Genomic DNA, 19,136 nt, shown 5'->3' with positions numbered 1-19,136 from the left:
TCGTTCAGAATGGACGCTTCATTATCAGAAACTTGAAAAGGTTTAGGTGTACGCATAGAAGATACATTATACGGACAATTCTCCATTAGTTACATTACTTTCCGCATGGACCGCTAGTGCTGATACTTGCAAATATTCACTTTTGCCATATGTTGAATAATATTCATGGAATTGTGAGGTTTGTGTTACTAATATCTTCATCATATTTTTGGATGTGCTGTTAATTCATTTTTATTTAATACTACTGGGTCAGAAGGAAAGAATACACTGCACGCGAGATGCGCTACGAATACATCCCTGTAAGCTCGTAATCGGCATCCATGCTTCATACGGTCCCGAGCGCAGTGTATTCTTTCCTTCCCCCTTTTTAGTAAGTTAGCCAGGTGAACTCTGATGGCTTAGCGAAGTTACCTTTAATGTCTGTTCTTTTGAACGGATATTAAATTCGGCTTTTCATATATTTAAGGAGGTTCACCTCACTAATGGTCATTAATAGGACTTTACATTTTTATAGGTCTTTTGATAAGTCCAATTCTTTACCGGGCATTCGTACCATCAACTTCGATGCTCCTGTATTTTTAAAAGTATTGGTGGGAGGGATCAAGCCATTAAAAAACGGGGTGAAAGAAAACACTCCGCCCGGGAGCTTGTAAGGCATGGCTGCCGATTGTGAGCAAACATGAATGTATTCGCGGCGTGTCGTGAGAGGCGTGTATTCTTTACTTCTGACTCAGTAGCAGATTGTCGATATCTACTCTCAAGGTCCCGCAATATCCCGTAGTATTTAAGGGCTTCCGCTTTTAGTTTAGGCAAGCCAGGGAGACGTGCCTGGTTACCCATAACAGAATAAAGCACGCTCTGGGATGGTGATTGTGCGTTTCGCCAAAAAAGCAATAGCGCTATAGCGCAATGGGCCTCCTGTCGCACTAATAACCCCATAATCTGCTAACATCGGCGCAAATCCCGTTGTTAGATCAATCCCTATGAAACTATTGCGTTGGCTTCTGTTTATTGTGCTTGCTTTGCTGGTAATTTCCGCTCTGGCGGCGCCGGGGTTTATTGGCCCCAAGGTAGAGGAAATCTGGAAGCAGCAACTGGGTCGGTTACAGGGGGGGACTCCTACCAGTTACCAGCGCAGCTGGTTTGGAGCCGAGGCGAATACTGAAGTGGCACTACAAAATGGTACCACGGAGCTGCATACAGAGATCCATCACGGCCCGGTGCTGTTTACCTCACAGGGACCGCGCTTGGGCGTTATCTATAGTGAAACCCGCCTTGAGCTGGGTCGACTGAACCCGGAGCTGCGTGCTCAGCTTGAGGGTATTTATGGCCGCTTGCAAAACAGTCCCCTGATCCTTGAAACCTTAGTTACGGCAGATAATCGAGTACTGAATACCCTGCGTCTCGAGCCATTCAACAATACTGGCACTTTTGGTCAGTTGGAGTTCGGAGGCGGCGAAATCGCGGTAAAAACTGACTACAGTGGCGCTTTGTTGAATGGCGTTGTGGACCTTGGCAGCCTTCGTCAAGTACGCGAGGGGGTCGAGGTACTGTTTACCGAACCGCTTAAGGGGGAGTTCCAGGTAGAGCCTGGTCGCGGCGGTAAGGCTCTGCTGCGTTTGTCACTTTTGCGTGCGGAGTCAGATTCGGGTCCGGTTGAGATGCGGGATATCAGTTTGGATCTAAACCTGGAAATGCTGACCGCTCAGAACCTGAAGATTGTGAGCGATCTACAGTTACCCAGTGTGCAGTCCGCTACTCCCATTACCTCTGCACGCCAGAAAATGACGCTGCCGAGGATTAAAGCTGTTGACTTGGGTCATTACTTGCGTGTGTTGCTGCCGAATGCGGAGCGGGACTGGGCTCGCGAAATGCGCCCGCCACTGCGCTTACAACAGCAACTGGTGGTGGAATCCCATAACGGCCCGGTGCTGGTGGATGCGGATATCGACTGGCGCGGTATGAAGCGCCCACCGCGTCACCGCGGGGGCAGTGCCTTGAATCAGTGGTTGAAGCCATTGGTAGGTAGCATGACCCTAAGTGCGGCAGAATCAGCATTGCTGCAGTCTCCGCTGGTGGGGCAGGTGATGTTATTGAGGGACTACGGTTTGTTATTGGAGCAGGACGGCGAGCTGCAAATGCATATGCAAGTGAATCGCGGTCAGTTGGAAGTGAATGGTCAGGACTTGCCGCCAGAGCTATTTATCATGGCATTAACCGGGAAGTTCTAGGGAAAGTCATCCCGGGGAGTGGCCTTGGCGCTCCCCGCTCAGTCTTCTCCGAACTTCTTATCTCTCTCAACCCGTGTTGCGCATTCCCGCAGCAATACCGGCGATAGTCACCATCAGGGCGCTCTCCAACATCGAATCACTCCCTCTTTCCCGCAGGCGCGCCATTAATTCTGCCTGCAGCAGGTGCAGTGGATCTGTGTAGGGATCACGCACACGGATTGACCAGCGCATTACCGGGTTGTTGTCCAACAGGCTCTCGCGGCCGGTGAGCTGTTGCAAGGCGCTCACGGTGTGGGCCAGGTGTTCGCGTAATTTCTCTCCGAGGCCGATCAGTTCGTCATCATCTGTCAGCCGCTCTTCATACCAGGAGGCGACACGAGTATCGGACTTGGCCAGTACCATCTCAAGCATGTCCACCACGCCTTGAAAGAAGGGCCACTCGCGGCTCATGTTACGCAGGATGTCGGCTTCATCGGCATGCTTTAGCGCGTGCTCGAGGGCGGTGCCAGTGCCGAGCCAGGCGGGCAGCATCAGGCGAATCTGAGTCCAGGCGAAGACCCAGGGAATGGCACGTAGGGTTCCTACACCGCCGCCGGGTTTACGCCTTGCCGGACGGCTGCCCAGTGCCAGTCGACTCAGTTCGGTTTCTGGGGTAACAGTGCGCAGGTAGGCTACCAGTGCCGGATCGTCGCGCACCACTTCGCGGTAGCTGCTGACTGAAATATCCGTGAGACGCTCCATTTGATTGCGCCATTCCGGTCGCGGTTGCGCCGGTGGCATTAGGGTAGCTTCAAGTGTTGCCGCCACATACTGCTCCAGATTGTAAGCGGCGACTGATGGACGGCCGTATTTAAAGCGGATCATTTCCCCCTGCTCAGTAACGCGGATACGACCGGCTACTGAACCTGGGGGTTGTGATAACAGGGCCATTCGGGTGGGGGAACCACCGCGGGATATCGAGCCCCCACGGCCATGAAACAGGGTCAGTGGTATGCCGTGGTTGCGAAAATTTTTGGTGAGGGCCTCCTGGGAGCGAAATTGCGCCCAAGCCGCACCGAGAAAGCCGGCATCCTTGGCTGAGTCGGAGTAGCCGATCATCACCTCCTGGCCTTCCAATACGCGCTGTTTGTACTGTGGAATATTGAGCAGGGTGCTCATAGTGGTGGGGGCATTATTAAGATCATCGAGGGTTTCAAAAAGAGGTACCACGCGCATTGGCTGATGTACGCCGGCGATCTTTTGCAGCAGCATCACAGCCAGCACATCGGAGGGTTTTTTTGCCATGGAAATTACATAGGCGCCCAACCCCTCAGGGCCCTGTTCGGCAACTACTTTGCAGGTCTTCAATACTTCGCGCACATCTTCGTTACAAAAATCTGTGCGGTAAAAATCTTCGTTGACTAGCGGTCGGCGATTTTCCAGCTCCGCTAGCAGGAATTCCAGTTTACGCGTCTCGTCCCAGGTGGCGTAGTTACCCATTCCCAAGTAGCGGGTGATGGCATCTAGCGCATCAGCGTGCCGGGTGGATTCCTGACGGATATCCAGCCGCAGCAGGGTAATGCCAAAGCAGTTGAGCCTGCGCATTGTGTCTTTGAGCTGGCCGTCAGCAATGGCAGAGAGGCCTACGGAACGAAGGGAGCGGTCAATTAGGCTCAGCTCGTCAAATAGTTGTTGTCCACTCTCGTAAGCCTGGCCCGCAGGCTCCGGCTCGCCGTTAATACGCGCTTCCATCTGTGCGCGGGTAACGCGCAGGCGATTGCGCACCCGGCGCAATACTAGACGATAGGGTTCGTGGCTGGGGCCGGTATGTGCCAACAACTCTTTGCTGGCCTTATGCATTGACAAGTCTGCCAAAAGGTTTTCCACATCGCGCAGATAGAGATCCGCAGCCATCCAGCGGGCCAGAAGCAGCACCTTTCGGGTTACCGAGGCGGTGACATTAGGGTTGCCGTCGCGATCGCCACCCATCCAAGAGGCGAAACGGATGGGTACCCAGTCTTCCGGTAGTGGCGGCAGTCCGGCTAGAACCAGTTCTGCTTCGATCGCGCGCATGCTTTGGGGAACCGCTTGCCACAAGGACTGTTCAATGGTGGCAAAGCCCCACTTGGCCTCGTCTATTGGTGTCGGTCTCTCCCGGCGAATTTCATCGGTGCTCCAAGCTGCGAGAATCTGCTCGTGTAAAAGTCGACGCAGTTCCTGGCTTTCCTCCATGGTGAGATCCGGACGGTCCTGAGCGGCGAGCAGGTCGGCTACGCGATCATATTTGCGAATTAGGGTGCGACGGGTCACTTCTGTAGGGTGGGCAGTCAGGACCAGTTCGACGGAAAGGCCCTTCAACACGTCGAAGATATCGGATGGCGCTATGTCGGCGTTTTTCAACTCCGAGAGCACATGTCGTAGACCGTGGTCGGTGTCTGGGTCACCAGAAAAACGCTGGTGATGCCGGTGCAGTCGCTCTCGGTGCCGCTGCTCGGCAATATTGGCTAAATTCAGGAATTGGCTAAAGGCGCGGGCGACTTCCAACAGGGTTTCATCGTCGAGGGGGTCCAATAGCTGGCGCAGACGATCGACCTGCATCTCCCCGGTGCTGCGGCTTTCCACCGCAGCCTGGCGAATAGTTTCCACGGTATCAAATAGCGACTTACCCGCCTGTTCCTGCAGTACCGATCCGAGTTCTCCACCGAGCAGACGGACGTCTTCCCTTAGAGGGGTATTTTGATCCTGGCTCACGAACCTTTTTCTCCCTAGCGAAATACGTTGATAGCACAACGAGGAGGTTATCTTCGCATAATTTTCCGATGAGGGGGTTTTGCAATTAGATGGAAAAAGTTTGAGTTCGCTGGCCCCCTGTTTAAAAAACAGAGGATAAAAAGATGAGCATCACAACTGCAGCAAAAAATAGGAAGGTTTTTACAAAAACAATGGAGCCTGTATTCAGTGAGCTTTCAGGGCAATCATGGAATATTTATGTGAAAACCCGAGCGGGCTGCTGAAAAAGCAGTTTTCGGTAGCCGGCTAACTCGAACAGGGAAGGGCGGACCGCAAATCAGTATGTAAGTGCTTATTTTGTAGTGGAGGGTTTGCGCCGCAAATCTGGGTTGAAAAGCCACGGAAGACCCTTCCAGCAGCCTGCTGGAAAACACCTTGCAAAATAGTTTTCAGTCCCTAGATAAAGCGAGGCAGGCTCACAGGGAGTTGGTCTGGAGACAAGCGTCTGAAATAACAGGCGATATAGTCTTCTTTTTAGTTGCAGCCCGCGGACTGGCCTTTTCGCGGGCTCGACTGTGGGATTTCCTAGTAGTGGTTGTAGGCGGGGCGGCGGTCTACAAGTGTCAGCCAGCCGCGGATAACTCGATAGATTACCCACACCCAGTTAACGGCGAGAATTACGTAACCGAGACCAAAAATCCACCAGGTCAAAGAGCCAACAATTGTCCACAGTAGCCAGAACCAGAAGGTGCGAATCTGCCAGCGGAAGTGGGATTCCGCCAGGGTACCGCGCACATCGCTACGCTTAAAGTAATTGATCAGTACCCCGACAAAAAATGGGATTGCGGTAAACAGGCTGATGGCTTGGATCAAGTAAACCATAATGGCCAGGTCGCGGCCGCTCTGTTCGCGGGCTTCCTGGGACCGTGCAGGGTACTGCTCAGACATAACTCTATTCTCTTGAGGGTTCAGTAAATATAGTGCGGCCCCTGCTTCGCAATTCAACTTAGCTGCGTTGAAGTGGCATTTTTGTGCGACGGTCGGATATGATTGCCGCCACTTAAAAGTGAAATGATCCTCATTATTTTAGCGCCCATTCGGTGTGTACATTGCGTTCGCGCCAGGCTTTTAACTGGCGTACAGATTCGCGCATAAGTTGTAGCAGCTCTGTGCGTTGTTGCCTGCAATGTTCCCGCTCGCTGTCGATGGAGAGGTTTGCGGCAAGGCAGCGCAAGCGTGAGGCCACATTGTCGAGGCCTACCTCTGCCGCTGCCCTGGATACCCCAAGGGCTTGTCTTTCCGCATCCAGCCAGTGGCGCCCGGTGAGCGCACTGGTTAAAGAGGTAATGCGCTTGGGCAGAGTGGCGATATGCTCGCTGAGCAGTTCTGCAAAAGTCAGGTGATCGAGGATGTCCTGTTGGCGGAAAAGGGTGTTGGTATTGAGTAGTTTGCCGGGGCGCGGCTTTTGCTGTGCGTTGGCGCCCTGGCTACGTCGGCCAGCCCAACTCATTAATTGCATCAACTGGTGGTCGGCAACGGGGTGAGTGAGTACGCCAGTAAAACCGCGAGCCTGGTAACGCTCCTTATCGCCGGATTTGGCGCTTTGTAGCAGGGCAAATATCGGTAACTCAGTGCCGCGCTCACGGCGAATTTCACGCACGGCCTCGACACCATCCATCAGCGGCAGGTGGGTGTCAGTCAGGATTAAATCAAAATTTCTCCGAAGTGCCGCGCTGCTGCCATCAACCCCGTTGCACTCTCGTTGCACATAGTGCCCCATGGCCTCCAGAGCAGCTTGCAGGGATTCGTGCTTATTATTTTCAACCAGCAGTACCGACTGATGAGAGCTGTTATTTCCAAGTATTTCTTTTGGCAGCTTGAGCTCCACCATTTCCACTTCACCTGCCAGGCGCAGATCATCCAGGGATTTAAGCGCGGCGTTTAATTGGCGCTTACCAATTTCCACTAGGGCTTTGGTGTTATTGTCCTCGCTACGCGCCAGCAGATTCAGTGTGCCGAGCAAGGTGTCCAAAGGGTGGTGTAGTCGGTGGCGGGCAATAGTGAGCAGATCGGATTTTTCCTGACGTAATAATTCTAGGTCCTCGCGCGTTTCTTCCAGTTGTTTTTCCAGGGTATTGAATTCGCTATTGCGACTGTGCACTTTCTGAAACAGATTGCTGTTTTCTTTGCCCAGACTGTCAATGCGCTCTCCAGTTTCCCGTTTTAATTTGCCTAGACATAACTGTCTATTGATTGCAAAGGTGCAAACTAACAAAAATGCAGCCGCTATTGCAGCAAGCCAGAGCATGGATACCTGTTGGTCAAGATTGGGAAATTCATATGCCTGCGCAGTATTGGAGATAAATACCGAAATGCAGACAAGTGAGCCGATCATTAGGTCGTGCAAATAAACACGACGAGAGGGTACCCCCCCAGAAAACATGGTTTTTTTCATCCTTGTAACCACTTTTTTGTTAGGGCGAACTAAGTCCATCAGTTCGCAGTCTGTTTTTTTGCGGTAAGTTTCTATTGATACTCCCGAAAACATCAAACCGTTTGATACTGCAATATTGCCTGGGGTACAAGAGAAATTTTTTTCGAGGAGGGTTTATAGCAAGAGGGTAAATAGGCCATTGATAGGCCTTTTTTCTCTGCTATCCAAGGTTTATTGCGCCATGAAGGCAGATAACTTTTTTTAAAACGCCCTTAGCTATGTGGATTGCACGCTATTACATTGGTAGGAGCAACAGAGGATTTTATTAGGGCAAAGCGTTTTTAGGCGAGGTAAGAGAGAATATCAAAATGCGCAACCTGTTGTATTAGAAAATTTATTCGGTTTTTTTCTTAGGCGGCCTGTAACAGTCGCTCTTGTATCAGCTGCAGCATACGCTCAGAGGGCAGAAAAAGGCGGATGCCATCGCAGTGGGCGAGGAGCTCTTGATAAAAATAATCGAAATGAGTGCAGCCCAGGATCAGAATTTGCACACCGCTTTTCACCAGCGCGGCCACCAGGTCGTCGAGGGCGTGGTGCTGTACGATCATTTCTGCGGAGAGGCCATCCTCTATATCCTCCACGATCTGCAAGTTGCCGATACCAATCACCTTGGCGGTTTTATTGCGCTCCAGGATTTCCCGCTCGATATTGGCACAGCTCTGGCAGTTGGCTGCAAGTAGGCCGAAGTTGCGGTAGCGCTGGGTCAGCTCAGCGTAGACTTCCAGAGGAGAAACCACTTCGATAGGGGAGGCGGCTTTTACTGCGGTCATATCCACTGCGCCAGAGAGGGAATTACAGTAGATCATGGCGGCGTCTGCACCGGCCTGGTGCAGTTGCTCGATGGCACTGATTAACTGCTGGGTGAGGGCACTGCGTGCCAGTGCTTGAAGCTGGGTTTGGGCCTGGGGCGATGCGGACAGGGATAGGCCCACGCCGCGAAACTGTCGTGCGTCGAGGAACTCCAGCCCGAAGCGGGTATCTGTAGGGGTGCCGGCCACCACGCCAATTGTCATGGAGCTGTTCTCAATGGCGTTATAGGTCAACACGGCGATTTTCCTCTCTCGTAATACTCACTCGAGTGTTGGTGTTTCTCAGGAGGCCCTTCTGCTTCCAAGGGAACAGATGCTATTTACCCACACTCGGCGCACCCAGTCGAGATAAATTCCATAGGGGCCGCCGAGGGCGCCAGCGATCAGTATAAAGGTGACACTGGCGGTGGCAATTTCGTCCCAGCTGGCACCGCCGAGGCGCATATTGCACAGGTATAGAGGAAACTGAAAGCTAAGAAACACAAAGGTGTCCACCAGATAGGCATTGACCACACCGCCGCCGCCGAAGCGGTTCACAACCCAACTGCGGTAGATGCTAAAAGGGCGTGCGATCAGGGTGTTGAATACCAGCGCCATTAATCGCACTTTTAAGTGTTCGTTCCAGCTCATGCCAGCGAGCACCAGTTCGATAGGGATGGCTACAGCCCAAGAGAAGCTGTTCATAGCGAAGATATCCAGGAGGAAATTCCAGCGGCGCGTGTGGGGCGCGGCCGTGTCGGCGTCGGGGCTGGGCGGTATTAATGCGGGCGCGGACATGGAGCAAATAACCTCTTGAACATCAAGCCACCGGGTAGTGGTGGTGATCGGCCGGCGATTATATCTCCAATTTGCGTAAAAGCTAGCCTTGCATCTCGACTGGCAGGATACTTCGAGATAAACATCCTAAGTTTTAATGTGAATTTAATCTAAACATCTTATTGGCTTAAAGTGTCGTCTGGCCACAATGAGGCGCCAACAGTTAATATGTCATTCTTTGTATGCAACTGCTTGCATAACCCGAATCGGAGCCTCTATGTCACTGCGCTACGCCGTCCTTACTCTGCTGGATATCGACCCCGGCAGTGGCTACGATCTGAAGCGTCGTTTTGAGCGCAGCGTTTCCCACTTCTGGAGTGCCAGCCACCAGCAGATGTACCGGGAGCTGCATAAGTTGCACGACGAGGGCCTGCTGGATTGTGAGGAGCAGCCTCAGGCAGGCAAGCCGGACAAGAAAGTCTACAGTCTTACCGACAAGGGCCGTGCAGAGCTGCGCAACTGGGTAGCCCAGCCGGCGGCGCCACAAAAGATCCGTGAACCCTTCCTTGTGCGTATGTTTGCTGGCCACCATTTGAGCCGCGATGAGCTACATGGGGCGCTGGACGCTCAGTTACAGTTGCACAGGGGGTTGCTGGACAACTATAGGGAGCAAAATGAGCGGGTGCTGAAGAGTGACCCTGCTCTGCAGGAACGCTACTGGTTAGCACACCAGACCCTGTTATTGGGTATCGAGGCGGAGAAGACCTGGATCACTTGGGCGGAGAAATTGCTCGTGGAACTGGAAGAAAAGCGTGAAGAGACAAACTAAAAAACCGGGTTCAGCCCGGTTTTTTAGTTGCTATGCAGCTGCAGCTTAAATATTGACCTTCTCTATCACCAGGCTGCCAATTGAATAGCCAGCACCAAATGAGCAGATAATACCGCGCTCACCGACCTGCAAATCGTCACTGTGCAAATTAAAAGCAATGACCGAACCGGCACTGGCGGTGTTGGCGTAGCGGTCCAATACCACCGGGGCGCGCTCAATGCTGGCATCGTCGCCCATCAGCTTTTTGGCGATCAGGTTGTTCATATTGATATTGGCCTGGTGCAGCCAGTAGCGACTCACCGCTTGGGGTGTGGTGCCGGTTTCGCCCAGGTGTTCCTCAATATGAGCTGCGGCGATGGGGCAGACTTCCTTGAAGACCTTGCGGCCATTTTGGCGGAAAAGCTTGCCGGGACCGAATGGATCCACGTCTGCGGCGCGCGCAGTGTAGCCGAAGTTAGAGCGGATATTGTTGGAATAGACGGTTTTTGCCTTGGTGCCGAGGATTTCCCAGGCGCTGTCCACAGAGCAGGTATCGCGGCGTTCGACCACGCTGGCCACGGCCACATCGCCAAAAATAAAGTGACTGTCGCGATCGGTAAAATCCACTTGGGGGGAGGCCAACTCGGCGTTGATGACCAGAACAGTTCGCGCTGCGCCGGAGCAGATTGCATCTACAGCGCGCTGCAGGGAAAAGGTGGCGGAGGAACAGGCTACTTCCATATCGAAGGCGAAGCCATCGATACCAAGAGCGCCCTGGATTTCGATAGCAATAGCCGGGTAAGCACGCTGCATATAGGAGGCGCCGACAATGACCATATCTACGTCAGAGGCTTTCTTGCCGGCTTTATCCAGCGCCAGCTTGGCGGCGTTCAGGCCCATTTCGGCCTGCATACAGAGTTCGTCGTCATGGCGCTCGGGTATATAGGGACGCATGCGCTCTGGGTCCAGAATACCTTCGCGTGTAACCACATAGCGGCTCTTGATGCCGGAGGCCTTCTCAATAAATTCCGCCGAGGAATGGGGCTTGGGTTGTAGATTTCCAGCCTCGATTTCCTGCGCGTGTTTCAGGTTGTACTGTGTGGCGTAGGCGTTATAGGCGTCTACCAGCTCTTCATTGCTGATAGCCTCTGGTGGGGTCCACAGGCCTGTACCGCTGATGACAATGCCCCGTGGCAACTTGTACTCACTCATCGCTGAATCCCTGGCCCGCATCAAAAAAGGTGCGAGCAATTAGTCACTGAATAGAACCTTAGCAGTGCCGGCTTTAATGGGATTGATGCCAGAACGGCAAGGTAGGATATTGTGACGTTAATGTGACTACTGGTCTATCTGCGGTCGCGCCGAAGTGTCATGGCGTTCTGGCCAAAATAAAGGCGCTGACTCTGGTAGCTCCCGCTTCTAGTAACTTTTGTGTTGCCGCTTCCAGGGTGGCACTGGTGGTCAAGACGTCGTCTACCAATCCTATATGCAACCCCTCTACAGGCTCACGAACTGCGAAGTTCTGCAATAGATTGCGCAGGCGTTGGTGGCGGCGCAGCTGTGACTGGGTCTGGGTGGCTGCAATTTTGCGCAGCAGTCGCGGGCGCAGTGGCAATTGCCATTGCTTTGCGAGTTCCGCCGCCACCAGTTGGGATTGGTTGTAGCCGCGCTGCCAGTAGCGGCGCCAGTGCAAAGGAATGGGCGCAAGCAGGTCCGGCCTATCTTCAACGGGCTCTATTGCCTGCGCCGTCAGTTGCGCCAGAGTGTGACCAGCGGCCAGGTCGCTGTGGTATTTGAAACGCTGAATCAGCTGGCTTATCGGGTAGGCGTAGTGCCAGGTTGCGCGTACACCACTGTATTGCGGGGGCTCCCTCAAGCAAGCGGGGCAGACTCTGGCAGGCGAAGTCAACGGTAGCGCACAGGTTTCGCAGGCACTGCCCAGATAGGGCAGCTCTATAACGCAGTCATGGCAGATGCCGTAATTGCCCGCCCGATCCCCGCACAGCAGGCATATGGTGAGATTTTGAATGATGAGTGGAGACAGCAGCCTGTAAACCATAATCTGATGATTGAGTTGACAGCGTTTTGGGCCTGGCTAAACTGGCCAGTCCGTTTGGTCGAGTTTGCCACTACTTTGAGTTGCAGTTACCCCGGCCCTGTGAATAAAAACAGCACGAATAACTCCAGCAATAAAGAGAGAGTACGCCCAGTGACTGCCGCTCAGCAATTGCCCGCCGCCAAGATCCGCCACGATTGGACCCGCCAGCAGGTTCTGGATCTCTTCGCCATGCCATTCAGTGATCTGATGTTTACCGCTCAGCAGGTACACAGGGTGCACTTTGATGCCAACCGGGTGCAGGTGAGCACTCTCTGCTCGATTAAGACCGGTGCTTGCCCGGAAGACTGTGCCTACTGCCCACAGAGTGCCCGCTACGATACCGGGCTGGAGCGGGAAAAGCTGATGAAAGTGGAGAAGGTTTTGGAAGAGGCCCGCGCGGCCAAGGCCGGCGGTGCCACCCGCTTTTGTATGGGTGCAGCCTGGCGCTCGCCCAAGAAAAAAGACATGCCCTATGTCACCCAGATGGTACGCGACGTCAAGGCACTGGGCATGGAAACCTGTATGACCCTGGGTATGCTCAGTGATGAGCAGGCGCAGGAATTAGCTGAGGCAGGGCTCGACTACTACAACCACAATCTGGACACCTCGCCTGAATATTATGGCGAGATTATCACCACTCGCACTTATCAGGATCGCCTGGAGACTCTGGGGCGGGTGCGTTCAGCCGGCATGAAGGTCTGTGCCGGCGGCATTGTCGGTATGGGTGAGGGTGACAAGGATCGTGCTGGCCTGCTGATGCAGCTGGCCAATCTGCCTGAACACCCGGAGTCAGTGCCGATCAACATGCTGGTCAAGGTGGCGGGCACGCCGTTAGAGCAGGAAAAAGACCTGGACCCCTTCGAGTTTATTCGCTGTATTGCCGTGGCCCGTATCATGATGCCCAAGTCCCACGTGCGCCTGTCTGCGGGGCGTGAGCAGATGAGTGATGAGATGCAGTCGATGGCCTTCCTGGCTGGTGCCAACTCCATTTTCTACGGTGAAAAACTTCTGACTACTGCCAACCCCGAAGCCAACAAGGATATGCAGCTATTCAGCCGTTTGGGAATCCAGCCGGAGGAGTACCAGCAGTACAGCGATGAGTCCGAAGTGGAAGCGGAGCTGAATTCGCAGATCAGCGAGCAGCAAAATGATGCCTTTTTCTACGACGCGGCCAAATGACCCTGGATCAAATCCTGCGTCAACGTCTCGATGAGCGGCGCCGGCGCAACCTATACCGAGAAGTTAAAACCCTGGATTCGGTGCCGAATCCCCTGGCGAGGGTGGATGGCGGCGAACTAATCGCCTTCAGCAGTAATGACTACCTGGGGTTGGCGAGCCGCCCTGAAGTAATCGCTGCGCAGCAGGCCGGTGCTGAGCTGGGCGCAGGCGCCACTGCCTCCCATTTGGTCAACGGCCACCTGCAGATTCACCAGCAGTTGCAGTACGACCTGGCCGAGATTACCGGGCGAGAGGCAGCACTGGTATTTTCCAGCGGCTATATGGCCAATGTAGGCACGCTTTGTGCGCTGTTGGGCCGTGTCGATAATATTATTTCTGACAAGCTCAACCATGCCTCTCTGATTGATGGCGCCCGCCTGTGTGGTGCCAACAGCCTGCGTTTCCCACATAACGACCTGGATGGATTGCGTCGCCAGTTGCGAAGGGCTGCCGGGCGCGACGGTAATATCCTGGTGGCGGTAGATGGTGTCTACAGTATGGATGGCGATCTCGCCCCATTGGCTGAGATCGCCAGGTTGTGTAGGGAGTTCGATGCCTGGTTGATGGTGGATGAAGCACATGGATTTGGAGTGATGGGCAGTGAACAATTTCCCCTGGCGGGCAGTTGTGCAGCGGCGGGTCTCGACCAGTCCCAAGTGCCGGTTATGATGGGCACCTTGGGCAAGGCCGCTGGCAATGCCGGAGCCTTTGTAGCTGGCTCCCGCGCATTGATCGACTACCTGGTGCAGTTTGCCCGCCCTTATATCTACACAACCGGTATGCCGCCGGCAGTGGCCGCAGGCTGTGTGGCCGCTGTTAATTTGATGCGCAGTGAACCCGCGTTGCCCCAGCGCCTGGAGTCTAACATTGCCCACTTCCGCCATCGTGCGAGGCAACTGAATTTACCTCTCGCTGACTCTCCCAGCGCAATTCAGCCGCTCCTGCTCGGTTGTGAAGAAACCGTTATGGCAGTAGCTGCACAGTTGGAGCAACGCGGTTTTTTGGTTGGTGCGATACGCCCACCTACGGTGCCAGCTGGCACCGCTCGCCTGCGTATTACCTTGAGTGCTGCACATTGTCACAGCCAAATTGATGCGCTTCTCGATGCCTTGGCGGTCGTACTGCAGGAAAATAGAGCGGTACGTTTGTGAGCCAAATAGAGAACCTGGTATTTCTACATGGCTGGGGCGGGGATAAAGGTCCCTGGCAGCCGCTACTGAACGCTGTACGGGAGCAGCTGGGCCAGCGTTTGAGTTGTATTGAATTGCCGGGCTTTGGCGAACTTAGAGATGAGCCTTGGCCGAGTGAAGAGGCACTTTTGCAGCAGCTCTACCAGTCGCTGCCATGTCGTTGTGTAATTGTGGGGCACTCTCTTGGCGGCATGCTGGCCCTGCGCCTGGCGGCTAGGCCGGAACAGAGCAAAATCTTAGGGGTTGTCACTATTTCCGCCAATGCCTGCTTTGTAGCGCGGGATAATTGGCCGGGTATGTCCCGGCGCACCTTTGAGAATTTTCGCAGTGCATTTGTGAGTGACCCTTACGGAGCCTGGGAGCGCTTTTGTGCCTTGCAATCCCATGGCGACAGTGCCATGCGCACTCTGCTCAAGCATCTTAAGAGGCGCAGGCCAGATATCAATGTCGGCTCCTGGTTAAGCGCCCTGGACTGCCTCGCAAGGCTGGATAATCGGAGTTTATTGCAGGGCCTGCGAGTACCCGCCCTGCACATGTTTGGCAAGCGGGATGCCCTGGTACCACTGGAGGCGGCAGAGGAATTCCAAGCCTTTGGTGCTTCAGTTGAAATATTGGAAGGCTGTGGCCACAAACCACACTTGTCACAGCCTCAACAGGTGGCCAAACGGCTGAGGCGTTTTGTAGCAAGCCTGGCCCCAGCCGGTGATGTGTTTGAGCCCTTTGACAAGTCTGCGGTGGCGCGTTCGTTTGGCCGTGCTGCCAGCAGTTATGATGGCTGTGCCCATTTGCAGCGGGAGGTATGCCGCCAGCTAATGAAAATGGCGGATCACCACTGGACTCCCCGCATAATAATCGACCTGGGCAGTGGTACTGGTTTCGGCAGCAAACTGCTGCGTCAGCATTTTCCTGAAGCGCGTATCGTCGCCTTGGATTTGGCTGAGGATATGCTGCGTTTTGCCCGCAAGGAGCGGCCGCAGGCAAATGCCCACATCGCCGCAGATGCAGAGCAGTTACCCCTGGCGGACGGCAGCGTAGACTTGGTGTTCTCCAGTATGGCGCTGCAGTGGTGCTATAGGCTGCCGACGTTATTCGCTGAGTTGCGGCGTATCCTGTCGCCTGAGGGACGCTGCCTGGTGGCGACACTGGGACCGGGCACCCTGGCGGAACTTCGCGACAGTTGGGCCAAAGTGGACAGCGGTGTGCACGTCAACCGCTTTCTGCCTCTGGCAGACTGGCACCATGCTGCATCGCACTCAGGTTTAAGCGGGAAGGTGCTCGACGAGCAGCGATTGTTGCATTTCGACAGTCTGCGCCATTTGATGAGGGAGTTGAAAGGAGTGGGTGCGCACAATATCAATCGCGCAGCCAACCGAGGCATGACTGGGAGAGCCAGCCTAAAGCGACTGGCTTTGGCCTATGAAAGTCTCAGGCAGCCGCAAGGGCTGCCGGTGAGTTACGAGGTGATCTATATGAAGCTTGCCCAGGGACCTGATCAGGGGTAGATATCGATGGGGGTAGGGGTCTTCACCAGCTCCCAGATCTCGTCCATTTCCCGGTTGGAGGCCACCGCGATGCAACCGTCGGTCCAGTTGTTGCGGCGCAGGTGTTTTTCCATATAAGACCATTGGGGTTTAATGCCGTGAATCATGATATCGCCGCCGGGGCTGACGCCCATCCTCGCTGCGCGCGCGCGGTCCTGCTTATTCGGATAGGAGACGTGAATGGAACGGTAGAACCGACTTTTCGGGTTCTTCCAGTCCAGCGTGTAGCGGCCCTCTGGGGTGCGCTCATCTCCCTGGCGGACTTTGTGTCCTCTGGGGTTGTCGCCAAATGAGACGGTGTAGCTTTTTACTACCCGCCCATCGCGAATCAGCTGCATCAGTTTCTTGGACTTGTACACAACGACATGGTCGACAGGGGCAACTTTTGCTGAGGCGAGCGCGGGCACCGCGAGCAGCAGGGCAAGAATCAAGTATCGCATGGTCTTTAAGCAGTTCGAATGTTTATCGGTAATTTCGAGATTTCGCCGCATCCATGCAGAGCAGACTCCCCTTGGGGAGGTTTTTTTGAGCGCAACGCCGTGCTTTTTTTCAGTGCCCGGCTTGAATTGTTCAAAATATGCGCTACTCGGCTAAATTACCACCATGTTGTTAACATGAAAAGTCGCGCCAAGAAAAAAACTGAATTTTTTGATTAGGGGAGATTGTCGCCTTGGGCAGAACCTATTTTGTTGCCGGTACCGATACCGAAGTGGGAAAGACATTTGTGAGTGCGGCTCTGCTCACCGCTGCCGAAGATGCGGGCCTGCAGACTGCGGCGGTAAAGCCGGTAGCCTCCGGTTGCGAGCGTACGGAGGAGGGACTGCGCAACGAAGACGCCCTGCTACTACAGGAGGCTATGACCCTGGAGCTACCTTACCAGCAGGTAAACCCCTTTGCCCTGGAACCCGCTATCGCCCCCCATATTGCCGCCATTGAAGCGGGTAAGCAGCTCAGCTCTGCGCGTATGGCCGGTGTCTGCCGTGGTGTAATGGCCGCTGGTGCCGACCTGGTGTTGATTGAGGGGGCCGGAGGGTGGCGTACGCCGCTGGGCCCAAGAGCATTCCTGTCCCAGTTGCCGCGGGAGTTGAACACACCGGTAATCCTGGTGGTGGGTATGCAGCTCGGTTGTATCAATCACGCCCTGCTCACTGCCGAAGCAATTCGTCGTGACGGCCTGCCGCTGGCGGGTTGGGTAGCCAACTTTACTCGTGTGGGCATGGAGCGCGCCGAGGAAAACCTCGCTACTCTTGAGGCCCTGTTGCCCGCGGCTCTGCTCGGTGTGGTGCCGCACTGCGAAGCGCGGGACTATCGCGATGCGGCCCAATACTTGGATATCCGCCCACTGTTGTCTACCTGACCGATTCCCGATCAATTTTCTGCCGGCTTTGTGACAGCCCAAACCAGTTGACTTTGCCCGCCTTCGGCCCTAGATTCAAACAAGCGTTTGAAACACTTGAATGAGGATTGGGAGCATGGCCGACTACAAGGCGCCCCTGCGGGAGATGAACTTCCTGCTGCACGAAGTCTTTGCTGCAGAAAAACTCTGGACGAAACTGCCCGGATTGGCTGGGGCGGTAGATCGCGAGACTGCTGATGCGATTCTCGAAGAGATGGCCAAACTGGCTTCCAATACCCTGGACCCGATTAATCGCAGCGGCGATGAAGAAGGATGCCACTGGAATGATGGTGTTGTGACTACGCCGGAAGGCTTCAAGGAGGCCTATGCGACCTTCTGCGAGGGTGGCTGGGGCGCACTGCTGGGCAATCCGGAATACGGTGGTATGGGTATGCCGAAAATGCTGGGTGCCCAGGTCGAGGAAATGATCACCGCCTCCAATATCTCCTTCGCTCTCTACCCGGTATTGACCAATGGCGCCTGCCTGGCGATCGATGCCCATGCCAGCGAGGAGCTGAAACAGAAATTCCTGCCCAAAATGTACGAGGGCACCTGGGCCGGCGCCATGGACCTTACTGAGCCACACGCCGGCACCGACCTGGGCATTATCCGCACCAAGGCTGAGCCCCGTGAAGATGGCAGCTACAGCATTAGCGGCAGTAAGATCTTTATTACCGGCGGCGACCAGGATCTGTCCGAAAATATTATTCACCTGGTACTGGCCAAGCTGCCGGACGCGCCCAAGGGCCCCAAAGGCATCTCCCTTTTTCTGGTGCCGAAATACAAGGTGAACGAAGACGGTGGTCTCGGCGAGAGTAATAAAGTGAACTGTGGTTCCATTGAGCACAAGATGGGCATCAAAGCCTCCGCCACCTGTGCGATGAATTTTGATGGCGCCCAGGGCTGGCTGGTGGGTGAGGTGAACAAGGGCCTCGCGGCTATGTTTACCATGATGAATTACGAGCGCCTGGGAGTGGGTATCCAGGGCCTCGGTGCTTCTGACCGTTCCTACCAGAATGCCCTGGAGTACGCCCGCGACCGTATTCAGAGCCGCTCCCCGGCTGGTGCCCAGCAACCTGCAAAAGCCGCGGACCCGATCATTGTGCATCCCGATGTACGCCGTATGCTGCTTACCCAGAAAGCCCTGGTTGGCGGTGGTCGTGCCCTGTCCACCTATGTGGCACAGTGGCTGGATATCTCCAAGTTCGGTGAGGGTGATGAGAAGAAGAATGCTGAGGCCATGGTGGCGTTGCTGACTCCGGTGGCTAAAGCTTTCACTACCGATATGGGCCTCGATTGCACCGTACTCGGCCAGCAAGTATTCGGCGGGCACGGCTATATCCGTGAGTGGGGCCAGGAGCAGTTGGTGCGCGATGTGCGTATTACCCAGATCTACGAGGGTACCAATGGTATCCAGGCCCTGGATCTGGTGGGCCGTAAGACCGTCGCCAGCGGCGGCGCCCTGTTTGAGTTGTTTGCCGCGGATGTGCAGAAATTTATCGACCGCCAAGTAGATCGCGAAACAATGTCGGAGTTTGTACGGCCACTGGCGGCAGAACTGCAGCGCCTGCGCGAAGCTACCGAAAAAATGGTCGCGGCCAGTCAGGAAGACCTTCACGCACCAGGCGCCGCTTCCGTTGAATACTTACATCTGTTCGGTTATGTGGCCTATGCCTTTATGTGGGCGAAAGTGGCCGATGTGGCCCTGGATAAGCAGGAGGTGGACAGCTTCTATAAAGGCCAGGTGAAAACCGCACGCTTTTACTTCGCGCGCTTGCTGCCGCGCACCCAGGCACTGGCTGCAAGTGTAAATGCCGGCAGTGCTACCCTGATGGATCTGGAGGAAGAGCTGTTTTAACGGCTCCCTAACAGAGCGCCAAAAGCCC

General features: G+C 54.7%; 15 protein-coding genes and 1 pseudogene. 7 read left to right on the top strand and 9 right to left on the bottom strand.

Annotated elements, in window-relative coordinates; genetic code table 11:
- The first annotated feature begins 983 nt into the window (after positions 1–983).
- Positions 984–2,231 (top strand): DUF945 family protein, encoded by a 1,248-nt coding sequence (locus tag ACCI49_RS15495; protein WP_371839981.1) that lies wholly within the window; start codon positions 984–986, stop codon positions 2,229–2,231.
- Positions 2,232–2,297: 66 nt separating this feature from the next.
- Here ACCI49_RS15495 and ppc read toward each other — a convergent pair whose 3' ends face one another.
- The 5 genes from ppc to alaE all read right to left on the bottom strand — a co-directional run bounded on the left by ppc (position 2,298) and on the right by alaE (position 9,020).
- Positions 2,298–4,961: a phosphoenolpyruvate carboxylase gene (gene ppc, locus ACCI49_RS15490; protein WP_371839980.1), complete on the bottom strand. Its 2,664-nt coding sequence runs from the start codon at positions 4,959–4,961 to the stop codon at positions 2,298–2,300.
- A gap of 564 nt (positions 4,962–5,525) precedes the next feature.
- On the bottom strand, positions 5,526–5,888 hold the full coding sequence (locus tag ACCI49_RS15485; RefSeq protein ID WP_371839979.1) for a DUF4870 family protein: 363 nt from the start codon (positions 5,886–5,888) through the stop codon (positions 5,526–5,528).
- A gap of 133 nt (positions 5,889–6,021) precedes the next feature.
- On the bottom strand, positions 6,022–7,395 hold the full coding sequence (locus tag ACCI49_RS15480) for a response regulator (RefSeq protein WP_371839978.1): 1,374 nt from the start codon (positions 7,393–7,395) through the stop codon (positions 6,022–6,024).
- A gap of 389 nt (positions 7,396–7,784) precedes the next feature.
- Complete coding sequence (locus ACCI49_RS15475; protein ID WP_371839977.1) at positions 7,785–8,480, bottom strand: aspartate/glutamate racemase family protein; 696 nt, start codon at positions 8,478–8,480, stop codon at positions 7,785–7,787.
- Positions 8,481–8,525: 45 nt separating this feature from the next.
- On the bottom strand, positions 8,526–9,020 hold the full coding sequence (gene alaE, locus ACCI49_RS15470; protein ID WP_371839976.1) for an L-alanine exporter AlaE: 495 nt from the start codon (positions 9,018–9,020) through the stop codon (positions 8,526–8,528).
- A gap of 256 nt (positions 9,021–9,276) precedes the next feature.
- Here alaE and ACCI49_RS15465 point away from each other — a divergent pair, with 256 nt between their 5' ends.
- Positions 9,277–9,828, top strand: a complete 552-nt coding sequence (locus tag ACCI49_RS15465; RefSeq protein WP_371839975.1) for a PadR family transcriptional regulator — start codon at positions 9,277–9,279, stop codon at positions 9,826–9,828.
- Between the two features lie 45 nt (positions 9,829–9,873).
- Here the strand turns inward: ACCI49_RS15465 and ACCI49_RS15460 are convergent, their stop codons facing one another.
- The 3 genes and pseudogenes from ACCI49_RS15460 to ACCI49_RS15450 all read right to left on the bottom strand — a co-directional run.
- A complete protein-coding gene (locus ACCI49_RS15460; protein WP_371839974.1) occupies positions 9,874–11,019 on the bottom strand; it encodes a beta-ketoacyl-ACP synthase III in 1,146 nt (381 codons plus the stop codon).
- Positions 11,020–11,176: 157 nt separating this feature from the next.
- On the bottom strand, positions 11,177–11,683 hold the full coding sequence (locus ACCI49_RS15455) for a ComF family protein (protein ID WP_371839983.1): 507 nt from the start codon (positions 11,681–11,683) through the stop codon (positions 11,177–11,179).
- A 57-nt stretch (positions 11,684–11,740) separates the two neighbouring features.
- Positions 11,741–11,866: pseudogene (locus ACCI49_RS15450) on the bottom strand (ComF family protein); the annotation flags it as partial.
- A 150-nt stretch (positions 11,867–12,016) separates the two neighbouring features.
- Between ACCI49_RS15450 and bioB the strand changes: the two are divergent.
- From bioB to bioC, 3 genes are read left to right on the top strand one after another with little or no spacing between them, the layout of a single operon-like run.
- Entirely contained in the window at positions 12,017–13,084 is a 1,068-nt protein-coding gene (gene bioB / locus ACCI49_RS15445; RefSeq protein ID WP_371839982.1) for a biotin synthase BioB, read from the top strand.
- Positions 13,081–14,274, top strand: a complete 1,194-nt coding sequence (bioF, locus tag ACCI49_RS15440; protein WP_371839973.1) for an 8-amino-7-oxononanoate synthase — start codon at positions 13,081–13,083, stop codon at positions 14,272–14,274. Before bioB ends, bioF begins: the two co-directional genes overlap by 4 nt.
- Complete coding sequence (bioC, locus tag ACCI49_RS15435; RefSeq protein ID WP_371839972.1) at positions 14,271–15,815, top strand: malonyl-ACP O-methyltransferase BioC; 1,545 nt, start codon at positions 14,271–14,273, stop codon at positions 15,813–15,815. Before bioF ends, bioC begins: the two co-directional genes overlap by 4 nt.
- On the opposite strand, the gene ACCI49_RS15430 is transcribed toward bioC, so the two are convergent.
- Positions 15,806–16,345 (bottom strand): L,D-transpeptidase family protein, encoded by a 540-nt coding sequence (locus ACCI49_RS15430; RefSeq protein ID WP_371839970.1) that lies wholly within the window; start codon positions 16,343–16,345, stop codon positions 15,806–15,808. The two genes, bioC and ACCI49_RS15430, sit on opposite strands and share 10 nt — an antisense overlap.
- Positions 16,346–16,524: 179 nt before the next feature.
- Between ACCI49_RS15430 and bioD the strand changes: the two genes are divergently transcribed.
- Both bioD and ACCI49_RS15420 read left to right on the top strand, forming a co-directional pair.
- Positions 16,525–17,211, top strand: a complete 687-nt coding sequence (gene bioD / locus ACCI49_RS15425) for a dethiobiotin synthase (RefSeq protein WP_371839969.1) — start codon at positions 16,525–16,527, stop codon at positions 17,209–17,211.
- Between the two features lie 115 nt (positions 17,212–17,326).
- Positions 17,327–19,108 carry an acyl-CoA dehydrogenase C-terminal domain-containing protein gene (locus ACCI49_RS15420; protein WP_371839968.1) on the top strand — a complete coding sequence of 594 codons (1,782 nt, stop codon included), beginning with the start codon at positions 17,327–17,329 and terminating at the stop codon, positions 19,106–19,108.
- Positions 19,109–19,136 lie beyond the last annotated feature (28 nt).

The organism is Microbulbifer epialgicus, assembly GCF_041447265.1.
Lineage (GTDB): Bacteria > Pseudomonadota > Gammaproteobacteria > Pseudomonadales > Cellvibrionaceae > Microbulbifer > Microbulbifer epialgicus.
The sequence above is the reverse complement of the archived record's forward strand: the minus strand, read 5'-3'. Positions and strand labels throughout refer to the sequence as shown.